3 protein-coding genes are annotated in these 12,431 nt (G+C 70.8%); all 3 read left to right on the top strand.

Annotated elements, in window-relative coordinates; genetic code table 11:
• Positions 1-2,307, top strand: a 2,307-nt coding sequence (locus ABZ953_RS38870) for an amino acid adenylation domain-containing protein (protein ID WP_361734193.1), incomplete at its 5' end; no start/stop codon positions are given.
• Between the two features lie 96 nt (positions 2,308-2,403).
• Complete coding sequence (locus ABZ953_RS38865) at positions 2,404-3,357, top strand: TauD/TfdA family dioxygenase (RefSeq protein ID WP_361734191.1); 954 nt, start codon at positions 2,404-2,406, stop codon at positions 3,355-3,357.
• A 162-nt stretch (positions 3,358-3,519) separates the two neighbouring features.
• Positions 3,520-12,431 (top strand): amino acid adenylation domain-containing protein (locus tag ABZ953_RS38860; RefSeq protein ID WP_361734189.1); only part of this gene is annotated, 8,912 nt, incomplete at its 3' end.

The raw sequence follows: 12,431 nt of genomic DNA, 5'->3' as shown, positions 1-12,431 counted from the left end.
CTCGACCGCGTCCGCGAGACCGACCTCAACGCCTACTCCCACCAGGACGTCCCCTTCGAAGGCCTGGTCGAGGCACTCAACCCGACGCGCTCCCTCGCTCACCACCCCCTCTTCCAGGTCATGCTCGCCCTCAACAACAATCCGCGTGGCGAGCTGGCTTTCGCCGGGGTGAAGGCGACCCCGCAGGACGCGCGCATCCGGGCCGCGCGGATGGACCTGACGGTGCACCTCGCCGAGCGGCAGGGCGGGGGCGGTTCGCCGGACGGGATCGTCGGGTCGGTCGCGTACCGTACGGATCTCTTCGCGCAGGCCACGGTGAACGCGCTGGTGGAGCGGCTGGTGCGGGTGCTGCGCACCGTGACGGACGACCCCGGTCAGCGCGTGGGCACGGTCGACGTGCTGTCCGAGGGCGAGCGGCACCAGGTCCTCGAAGAGTGGAACGCCACGACCGCTCCCCTGCCTCCGACAACGGTCCCCGAACTGTTCCAGGCACAGGCCAACGCCACACCCGACGCCATCGCCCTCATCGCCGACGACACCCCCATCACGTACGACGAACTCAACACCCGCGCCAACCGCCTCGCCCGACTCCTGACCGAACACGGCGTCGGCCCCGAGCACATCGTCGCCCTCGCCCTGCCCCGCTCACCAGAACTCATCACCGCACTCCTCGCCGTACTCAAAGCGGGGGCGGCCTACCTCCCCATCGACACGACCTACCCGGCCGAACGCATCCACCACACGGTCCAAGACGCCCGGCCCACTCTCGTCCTCACCCACACCACCAACCCACCAGCCCTCTGGCCCCAGAACACCCCCACCCTCTGCCTCGACGACCCCACCGTCCGGGCACACACCGCGGCACTGGACACCACCAACCCGCACACCACACCCGACCCCGCACACCCCGCCTACGTCATCTACACCTCAGGCTCCACCGGCACCCCCAAGGGCGTCACCATCCCGCACTCCGGGGTGGTGAACCGGCTGTGGTGGATGCAGGACGAGTACGGGCTCGGGGCCGACGACCGAGTGCTGCAGAAGACACCGGCCGGATTCGACGTGTCCGTATGGGAGTTCTTCTGGCCGCTGCTACAGGGCGCGACCCTGGTCCTGGCGAAGCCCGACGGGCACAACGATGCCCGCTACCTGGCCGGACTCGTGGAGAGCGAAAGCGTCACCACCGCGCACTTCGTGCCGTCGATGCTCGACGCGTTCCTGAACGAGCCGTCGGCCGGGCGTTGTGTGTCCCTGCGGCGGCTGTTCAGCAGTGGTGAGGCGCTGCCCGCCCACCTGGTGGCGCGCTGCCACTCCGTACTGCCCGCCGCACAGCTCCACAACCTGTACGGGCCGACGGAGGCGACGGTCGACGTCACCTACCACTCGTGCGTTCCGGACAGTGACCCTCGGGTCGCTCCGCCGATCGGCCGTCCGATCGCCAACACGCGGGTGTACGTGCTGGACGCCGCGCTGCGTCCGGTCGCGCCGGGTGTCGCCGGGGAGCTGTATCTCGCGGGGGCGGGGCTCGCCCGTGGCTATCTGAACCGGCCGGGGCTGACGGCGGAGCGGTTCGTCGCCGATCCGTACGGGTCCGCCGGGTCGCGTATGTACCGCACGGGTGACGTGGTGGCCTGGAACGACGACGGGGCTTTGCGCTACCTCGGCCGCGCGGACGACCAGGTCAAGCTACGCGGCTTCCGCATCGAACTCGGCGAGGTCGAGGCGGCGTTGGCGGACTGTCCCGGTGTGGCGGGTGCCGCTGCTCTCGTTCGTGAGGACCGCCCCGGTGACCGGCGTCTGGTCGGCTACATCGTGGCCGATGGCGGCGTCGGTGCGGGTGCCGGTGTCGGTGTCGACGTCGGCCAGGTGAGGAAGGCCGTCGCCGCGCGGCTGCCCGACCACATGGTCCCCGCAGCCGTCGTCACCCTCGATGCCCTCCCCCTCACGCCGAACGGAAAGCTGAACCGGAAGGCGCTGCCCGCACCCGACTACAGCGGTACGGGAGCTCATTCCCGGGCTCCGCGCAACAGCCGCGAAGAAGCGCTCGCCGTGCTCTTCGCCGAAGTCCTCGGCCTGGAGTCGGTCGGCGTCGACGACAACTTCTTCGACCTAGGCGGGCACTCCCTGCTCGCCACACGCCTCATCGGCCGCATCCGCACCGTCGTCGGCGCGGAGGTCGACCTGCGGACGGTCTTCACCAAGCCGACGGTGGCGGAGCTGGCCGAAAGTCTCGACGCCCCGGACGGGCCCAGGCCCAAGTCCAAGCCACGGCCCAAGCTGCGGCCTCGGTCGCGCGGGACGACCTGAGCACGGGGCGACCTGAGCACGATGCGGCAGGACATCCGTGACGCCAACAGTCACAGGTAACAAGTCACAGAGAACAGGGAACAGAGGAGAAGCGGCGTGAGCGTGAGCGTGAGCGAGCAGAGCGACTGGACGCCCCATGTGGTGTCGCCGGACACGGCGGGGGTGGCGGCGAGCCACGAGGGCTTGCTGGCGGCGGTCAGTGACACAGCGAAGACGGCCGAGTTGCTCCTCGCGCACAAGGCCCTGGTCTTCCGTGGCTTCGGCACGTCCCAGGAGCAGGTCGACTCGGCGCTCGACCTGCTCCTGCCGAACCGCCTGGCCTACGTGCACGGCAACTCGCCCCGCACCAAGGTCGGCAGCAACGTGTACACCTCGACCGAGTACCCGTCCGAGTTCACCATCTCCATGCACAACGAGCTGTCGTACGCCCGCCGTTGGCCGTCCCGGCTCGCCTTCTACTGCGAGCGTGAGCCCGCCACCGGGGGCGCGACGCCGGTGGTCGACGGCACGGTGTGGCTGAGTTCCCTCGACGAGGAGGTCAGGGCCGCGTTCAGCAAGGGCATCCGTTACACGCAGAACCTGCAGAGCGGGGCCGGCTTCGGCAAGAGCTGGCAGGACACGTTCGAGACCTCCGACAAGGACGAGGTCGAGGCGCACCTCGCGGACGCCGACGTCACTTGGGAGTGGAAGGCGGACGGCGGCCTGCGCATCACGCAGCTGCGCCCGGCCACGGTGCGGCACCCGGTCACCGGCGACGAGGTCTGGTTCAACCAGTTCGACCAGTGGCATCTCGCCGGTCTCGACGCCGACACCGCGATGATGCTCTCCGAGCTGATGCCGGAGGACGAGCTGCCGCAGTCGGTGACGTTCGCCGACGGCACGCCCATTCCCGACGCGTACGTGGCGCACGTACGGGACAACGGCCTGAACGCGGCCGTGGACGTGGACTGGCACGACGGCGATCTGCTGCTGATCGACAACGTGGCCGTGGCGCACGGCCGCCGCCCGTACACCGGGCCGCGCCGCGTCCTGGTGGCCATGTCCGGGTGACCTGAGCCCTCCGGACCCACGTCCACACCCGGAGCCACCTCCACACCCGGACCCACGTCCACACCCGGAGCCACCTCCACACCCGGACTTACATCGCGCGGGACAGACCGGCGCTAGAGCTGCTGCTGAGACACGAGGGGAACGCAAGAAGACATGGTGCCGTTGTCGTTTGCGCAGCGTCGGTTGTGGTTCCTGTACCGGTTCGAGGGCCCCAGCGCGACTTACAACGTGCCGGTCGTGCTGCGCCTGTCCGGTGCATTGGACGTCGATGCGCTGTGTGCCGCGCTGGGTGATGTGGTGGCGCGTCACGAGGCCCTGCGTACGGTCTTTCCGGAAACGGACGGGCAGCCGTACCAGGACATCCGCCCGGTCGCCGAGGCGCAGCCAGTCGTGGACGTCGAGTCGGTCACCGAGGCAGAACTGACCGGCGCCGTGGATTGCGCCGTCCGCCACCCCTTCGACCTCGCGACCGAACTGCCGCTCCGCGCCGCCCTGTTGACCATCTCCGACGCTGTCGACGAGCACGTACTCGTCCTCGTCATCCACCACATCGCCGGAGACGGCTGGTCCATGGGACCGCTGACCCGTGATCTCAGCACCGCCTACGCCGCCCGCCGCACGGGAGACCTCCCGGCATGGGAGCCGCTGCCCGTCCAGTACGCCGACTACACCCTCTGGCAGCACGAACTCCTCGGCGAGGCGGACGACCCCGACAGCCTGCTCTCCACCCAGCTCGCCCACTGGAAGGACGCGCTGGCCGGGCTGCCGGAGCGCATCGAGCTGCCCACGGACCACCCGTATCCCGAGCAGGCCGGGTCGGAGGGCGGCGTCGTCCCGGTGCGCATCGATGCCGAACTGCACCAGGCCCTGGCCGCTCTCGCGCGGTCGCGGCAGACGACCGTGTTCATGGTGCTTCAGGCCGCCTTGAGCGTACTCCTGCACCGCCTCGGCGCGGGCACGGACATTCCGATCGGCACACCGGTCGCAGGCCGTGGCGAGGAAGAACTGGCCGACCTGGTCGGTTTCTTCGTCAATACGCTGGTACTGCGCACCGACCTCTCCGGCGACCCCACCTTCAACGAACTCCTCGACCGCGTGCGCGAGAGCGACCTCAACGCCTACTCCCACCAGGACGTCCCCTTCGAAAGCCTGGTGGAAGCCCTCAACCCGACGCGGTCCCTCGCCCACCACCCGCTCTTCCAGGTCATGCTCGCCCTCAACAACACCCCGCGGGCGGCCCTGGAGTTCGGCGGGCTCAAGGCCGCTCCCCAGGCCGTCCGCCTCCAGTCCGCCCGGATGGACCTGTCCGTCAGCCTGGCCGAACAGCACGGCGAGGACGGTTCCCCCGACGGGATCAGCGGGGTGATCTCGTACCGCACCGACCTGTTCGATCACGGCACGGTCACCGCCCTGGCCGAACGATTCATCCGTGTCGTCGAGAGCGGTGTCACCGCCCCGGAGCGGCACGTGGGGTCGTTCGACGTACTGTCGGGAGACGAGCGGCGCCGAGTCCTCGAAGAGTGGAACGACACGGCTACGCCGGAACTCGCCGGGGCCGCCGCCGAGTTGTTCCAGGAGCGCGCGGTGGCCGTGCCCGGTGCGAGCGCGCTCAGCGCCGACGGCGCCCACGTCTCGTACGCGGACCTCAACGCCCGCGCCAACCGTTTGGCCCGGCTCCTGGTCGAGCGCGGCATCGGCCCCGAGCACATCGTGGCCCTGGCCATCCCCCGCTCCCCCGACCTGATCACCGCACTGCTCGCCGTGCTCAAGGCGGGCGCCGCCTATCTGCCGCTGGACACGACCTACCCGGTCGACCGCATCCGCTTCATGCTGCGGGACGCCCGCCCGAGCCTCGTCCTTGCCCACTCCAGCGCCGGGGAGCTGCTCTCGGAGCAGGACGGCACGGGCGTCGTCGTCCTCGACGACCCCGCGGTCCAGGGGCACCTCGCGGGCCTGGCCGCGTCCGACCTCACCGACGCCGACCGGCTCGGCGCCCTGGACCCCGCCCACCCGGCCTACGTCATCTACACCTCGGGCTCCACCGGCACCCCCAAGGGCGTCACCGTCCCGCACCGGGGCCTCGCCAACTTCGCGCTCGCGCAGAGCGAGCAGTGGGGCATCGGCGTCGGCTCCCGGGTGCTGCAGTTCCTGTCGCCCAGCTTCGACGCCGCCGCGTCGGAGTTCTTCACGGCCCTGCTGACGGGCGGCACGCTGGTGCTCGCCGACGCGGACCGGCTCACGCCCGGGCCCGACCTCCTCGAACTGCTCCGCGCCGAGGAGATCACGCACTGCACGCTGGTGCCGTCGGTGCTGCGAGTGCTGTCCGAGAAAACGCTGCCGGGCACGCTGACGCTGATCGTCGGCGGGGAGGCCTGCGGTCCCGAGATCGTGGAACGCTGGTCCGCGGGCCGGAAGATGTTCAACGCGTACGGGCCGACGGAGATCACGGTGTGCGCGACCTTGAGCGAGGCGCTGTCGGGGGCGACGGTGCCGCCGATCGGCCGTCCGATCGCCAACGTACGCACGTACGTCCTGGACGAGGGTCTGTCACCGGTTCCGCCCGGTGTGCCGGGTGAGTTGTACGTGGCGGGGGCGGGTGTGGCCCGCGGCTATCTGAACCGGCCGGGGCTGACCGCCGAACGGTTCGTCGCCGATCCGTACGGGCCTGCCGGGTCCCGTATGTACCGCACCGGGGACTTGGTGCGGTGGAACGGGGACGGCACGTTGCAGTTCCTCGGCCGCGCCGACGACCAGGTGAAGCTGCGCGGGTTCCGGATCGAACTCGGCGAGGTCGAGGCCGCGTTGACCGCCTGCCCCGGTGTGGCGAGTGCCGCTGCCCTCATCCGGGAGGACCGGCCCGGTGACCGGCGCTTGGTCGGCTATGTCGTGGCCGATGACGGCGTGGATGGCGTGGATGGCGTGGAGGACAGTGCGGTCGATGTCGAGCAGGTGAAGAAGGCCGTCGGCGCGCGGCTGCCGGAGTACATGGTGCCCACGGCCGTGGTGCTCCTGGACACGCTGCCCCTGAGCGCCCACGGAAAGCTGGACCTCAGGGCGCTGCCCGTGCCCGACTACACCCGCGCCTCCACCTCCACACCCACCCGTACCCCCGGCACCCCGCACGAGCGGATCATCGCCGGGCTCTTCGCCGACGTCCTCGGCCTCGACGCCGACCGCGTCGGCGTCGACGACGGCTTCTTCGCCCTCGGCGGCGACAGCATCAGCTCCATCGTGCTTGTCACGCGCGCCCGCGAACACGGCCTCGATCTCACGCCCCGTGACGTCTTCAAGGACCAGACGCCCGAGGCACTGGCCCGCAGGGCGCGACCGGTCGGCGGCGAGAGCGGTGGAGGGAACGGCGGAGGCGACACCGCCGTCGACCGCGCGGGAGTGGGCGAGGTGCCGCTGACGCCCGTCATGCACTGGCTCCTCGAACCCGGCCACCCCTTCGACGCCTTCCACCAGTCCGCCTTCGTACAGGTGCCCGGCGGCATCGACCGCGCACAGCTCGGCGACGTGTTGCAGGCACTGGTCGACCACCACGACATGCTGCGGGCCCGCCTCGTGCGGCGGGACGGGCGGGACGGCGCCGAAGCCGAGACTGGTGCCGACACCGACACCGGTTCCGGTTCCGGTTCCGACTGGATACTCGACGTCCCGCCGGTCGGTGCGGTGTCCGTCGAGCCGTACCTCACCCAGGTCGTCACCGCCGGTCTCGACGACGAGCGACGGCGCGAGCTCCTCGTGCACCACGCGGAGCAGGCCTGCGGAAAGCTCGCCCCGCACGACGGGGTCATGCTCCAGGCCGTCTGGTTCGACAACGGGCCCGAGGAGCCGGGCCGCCTGCTCCTGGCGATCCACCACTTGGTGGTGGACGGCGTCTCCTGGCGGATCCTGCTGCCCGATCTCGCCGTCGCGGGAGCGGCCGTACTCGCCGGGCGTGCCCCCGAGCTGGCGCCAGTCGGCACGTCGTTCCGGCAGTGGGCCCGCAAGCTCACGGAGCTGGCCGGTGAGTCCCGGACCACCGCGACGCTGCCGCAGTGGACCGAGATGCTGTCCGAGCCGGAACCGCTTCTGGGACACGGCGCAGGGGGCGTAGGGGGTTCAGGGGACTCAGGGGGTGTCTCGGGGGGTGTGCAGGGCGCGGACGCCCGTTCCGCGTCCGGCACCGCCGACACACTGGCCTCGCTGCGCGTCCGCGTACCGGCCCGGCTCACCGAAGCGCTCCTCACCCGCGTGCCCACCTCGCTGCACTCCACCATCAACGAAGTGCTCCTGACCGGACTCGCGGTCGCCCTCGCCGGCTGGCGCGACGACCCCCGGCACACCGCCACCCTCATCGACCTGGAGGGACACGGCCGCCAGGACGACCTCGCCGGGGCCGACACCGCCCGCGTCGTCGGCTGGTTCACCAGCCTGGCGCCGGTCCGGCTCGACCCGGGCGCCGTACCGGCCGCCGAGCTGCGCTCCGGCGGGCCTGCGGTCGGCCGTGCGCTACAGCAGGTCAAGGAGCAGCTGCGCGCCGTCCCCGACAACGGATTCGCCTACGGTCTGCTGCGGCACCTCAACCCGGAGACGGCCCCCGGCCTCGCCCAACTCCCCTCCCCTCAGGTCTCCTTCAACTACCTCGGCCGATTCACGGTGCCCGCCCCCGGCGCCGACACCACGGCCGCGGACTGGCAGCAGGTCCCCGGCAACCCGTCACCCGGTGGCCTGGACCCGCGCATGCAGGCCCCGAACCCGTTGATGATCAATGCCGTCACCGTGGACTCCGCCGACGGCTCCGCACTCAGCGCGACCTTCAAGTGGCCCGAGGCCCGCTTCGCCCGCCACCGTGTCCAGGAGCTCGCCGACGCCTGGCTGGCCGCCCTGGCCGCACTCGGCGCCCACGCCGAAGGCCCGGCGACCGCGGGCCGGACCCCCAGCGACCTCGACCTCGTCGACCTCCCACAGGAGCAGATCACCCGACTCGAACAGCAGCACCCGGAGCTGACCGACGTCTGGCCGCTGTCCCCGCTCCAGGAGGGAATGCTCTTCCACGCCATCGCCGACAGCGCGGACCCCGGCGCCCTCGACGTCTACACCGTCCAGATGGCGCTGCGCCTCGACGGTTCCGTGGACGGCCAGGCCCTGCGGGCTGCGGCACAGCGCATGCTGGAACGGCACCCCAACCTGCGGGCTGCGTTCCACCACGAGGGTCTGGACCGGCCGGTGCAGATCATCGAAAACGGGGTGCAACTGCCCTGGATTGACGTCGACTTGTCCAGCGGCGTGGACGCTGGCGCCGATGCCGGTTCTGATGCCGGTACCGATGTCGGTACCGATGTCGGTACCGATGTCGAAGCGGCTCTGAGCGCATTCCTGAGCGAGGAGCGGGCCCGACGCTTCGACCTGGCACAGGCGCCGCTCATGCGGTTCGCCCTGGTGCGCCTGGGCGACGACCGTCACTGCCTGGCCATCACCCAGCACCACATCCTCACCGACGGCTGGTCCTCGACCCTCCACATCAATGAGCTCCTCGCCCTGTACCGGCTGTACGCATCCGGTGGTGACGACTCCGCCCTGCCAAGGACGACGCCCTACCGCGACTACCTGACGTGGCTCGTGGAGCGCGACCGGACAGCGGCGCAGGACGCCTGGACCCGAGCGATGGCGGGGGCCGAGCCAACGTATGCGGCGGCGGCCACACCCTCACCCCTGTCGTCGTCCTCGTCCTCGTCCTCGTCCGCGTCCTCAGCCGACCCGGGCCCCGCGTCCCTGCCCGAGCGGCTGGTGTCCCACCTGGACGCGGCCACCACGACGGCACTCGACGCCCAGGCCCGCCGCGCCGGTGTCACCCTCAACACCCTGGTGCAGTGCGCGTGGGGTGTGCTCCTCGGCCGGACGACCGGTCAGGACGACGTGGTTTTCGGTGCCGTGGTGTCGGGGCGGTCGCCCGAGATCCCGGGTATCGAGAGCATGATCGGCCTGTTCATCAACACGGTTCCGGTCCGGGTGTGCTTGGAGCCCGAGGACACGTGGGCCGATCTGGCCGTACGTGTGCAGGACGAGCAGGGTGCGCTGCTGCCGCACCAGCACCTGTCCCTCACGGAGATCCAACGGGCCGCCGGTACGGGCGGTCTGTTCGACACCGTCGTCGCCTTCGAGAACTACCTGGCCCCCCGTACCGCCAACCCCGCCGACGAGACCACAGCCGCCGAAGGCCTGCGGGTCACCGGAGCCACGGGCTACGACGGCGCCCACTACCCGCTGAACCTCGTCGTCGTCCCGGGACCCGAGCTGCGGCTCCGCCTCGACTACCGCACCGACAGCTACACCGGCCCGGACGCGGACGCGCTCCTCGACCGTCTGGTTCGTCTGCTGAGTTCTGTGGCCGAGGACGCGGGGCAGCGGGTCGGTGCGGTGGAGTTGCTGACCGCCGGTGAGCGTGAGCGTGTGCTGGGTGAGTGGGGCACCGGTCCGGCGGTCGAGGTGCCGGAGGAGACGGCACCGGCCGCGTTCGAGGCGCGAGTCGCTCAGGACCCGGACGCGGTCGCGCTGGTGGCCGCTGACGGCAGCACCGTCTACTCGTACGGCGAGTTGAACACGCGGGCAGACCGGCTCGCGCGCCTGCTGGTAGCACGGGGCGTCGGCTCCGAGCAGGTGGTAGCACTGGCACTGCCACGATCACCCGAGCTGGTGGTGGCGGTCCTTGCGGTGTGGAAGGCGGGGGCCGCGTATCTGCCCATCGACACCGCGTACCCGGTCGACCGGATCCGCTTCATGGTCCAGGACGCCCGGCCCACGCTGACCGTGACCGATACGACGACCACCCATCTTTGGACCGACAGCACGCCGGTCGTACAGCTCGACGACGCGGCGGTGCAGGCGGAGTTGGCGGCCTGCGAGACGGCCGAGCCGGTCGCGTCCGGGCCCCGGCCCGCGCATCCCGCCTACGTCATCTACACCTCCGGATCGACGGGCGTACCCAAGGGCGTGGTGGTCACCCACGCCGGTCTGGTCAGCCTCGTGGCATCCTCCGGGCCGCACCTCGGCGTGGGACCGGGCAGCCGCATCCTGCAGTTCGCCTCACCCAGCTTCGACGCGGCGACCTGGGACTGGAGCCTGGCCCTGCTCACCGGCGCCGCGCTGGTAGTGGCCGACGCACACGACCTCGCCCCCGGCCCCGCACTCGCCCGTGTCCTCACCGACGCCACAGTGACGTACTGCATGGTGCCGCCCTCCGCCCTGGGCGTACTGGAGGTGACCCACGTCCCGCAGACCATGACAGTCGTCGTGGGCGGCGAAGCCTGCGGACCCGATGTAGCCGAACGCTGGTCCCAGGGCCGACGAATGGTCAACGCCTACGGGCCCACGGAAGCCACCGTCTGCGCAACCCTCAGCGACCCCCTGACAGGCGCCGAGACACCACCCATCGGCCGCCCCATCGGCAATACGCGCATATACGTGCTGGACCAAGGGCTCTCCCCCGTCCCGGCGGGGCTGCCGGGCGAGTTGTACGTGGCGGGCGCCGGTGTCGCCCGTGGCTATCTGAACCGGCCGGGACTGACGGCGGAGCGATTCGTCGCCGACCCGTACGGGCCGCCCGGGTCCCGTATGTACCGCACCGGCGACCTCGCGTCCTGGAACGACGACGGCACCCTGCGCTACCTCGGCCGCACCGACGACCAGGTCAAACTCCGCGGCTACCGCATCGAACTCGGCGAAATCGAAGCCGCGTTGACCGCCTGCCCGGGGATCACAAGCGCCGCCGCCCTCATCCGGGAGGACCGGCCCGGCGACCGACGCCTCGTCGGCTACATCGTGAGCGAGACCGGAACCGACGCCGAACCGTCCACCGTGCGTGCCCAGGTGGCCGACCAACTCCCCGACTACATGGTCCCGCCCACCATCATGGTCCTGGACGCCCTGCCGCTGATACCGAACGGCAAGCTGGACCGCAAGGCCCTGCCCGCACCCGACTACAGCGGCACGGCCGCTCACTCCCGGGCCCCGCGCGACGCACGCGAGGAAATCCTGGCCGGACTCTTCACCGACGTCCTCGGCCTCAACCGCATCGGCGTCGACGACAGCTTCTTCGACCTCGGCGGACACTCCCTCCTCGCCATGCGCCTCATCGGCCGCGTACGAGCGGTCATGGGCGTAGACGTAGCCATCCGCGACCTGTTCGCCGCACCTACCATCGCCACCCTGGCGCGCACACTGGCAGCAACGACGAGCCCGGCCGCCCGCCCGGCACTGACACCCGCCATCCGTCCGGAACAGACACCACTGTCGTTCGCGCAGCGCCGGTTGTGGTTCCTGCACCGGTACGAAGGACCCAGCCCGACCTACAACGTGCCCGTGGTCCTGCGCTTGTCCGGCGCCCTGGACGTCGATGCCCTGTGTGCCGCGCTGGGTGATGTGGTCGCACGTCACGAAGCCCTGCGTACCGTCTTCCCCGACAACGACGGCCAGCCGTACCAGGACATCCGCCCGGCCACCGAGGCGCAGCCAGTCGTGGATGTCGAGTCGGTCACCGAGGCGGAACTGACCGGCGCCATCGACCTCGCCGTCCGCCACCCCTTCGACCTGGCGACCGAACTCCCCCTCCGCGCCGCCCTGTTGACTGTCACCGACGCTGTCGACGAGCACGTACTCGTCCTGGTCATCCACCACATCGCCGGAGACGGCTGGTCCATGGGACCGCTGACCCGCGACCTCAGCACCGCCTACGCCGCCCGCCGCACCGGAGACCTCCCGGCATGGGAGCCGCTGCCCGTCCAGTACGCCGACTACACCCTCTGGCAGCACGAACTCCTCGGCGGCACGGATGACCCCGACAGCCTGCTGTACGCCCAACTCGCGCACTGGAAGCACGCATTGTCCGGGCTCCCCGACCGCATCGAGCTGCCCACCGACCACCCGTACCCGGAACAGGCAGGCACCGAGGGCGGCGTCGTCCCGGTGCGCATCGATGCCGAACTGCACCAGGCCCTGGCCGCTCTCGCGCGGTCGCGGCAGACGACCGTGTTCATGGTGCTTCAGGCCGCCTTGAGCGTGCTCCTGCACCGGCTCGGCGCGGGCACGGACAT

Source organism: Streptomyces sp. NPDC046465 (assembly GCF_040646035.1).
Taxonomy (GTDB): domain Bacteria; phylum Actinomycetota; class Actinomycetes; order Streptomycetales; family Streptomycetaceae; genus Streptomyces.
The sequence above is the reverse complement of the archived record's forward strand: the minus strand, read 5'-3'. Positions and strand labels throughout refer to the sequence as shown.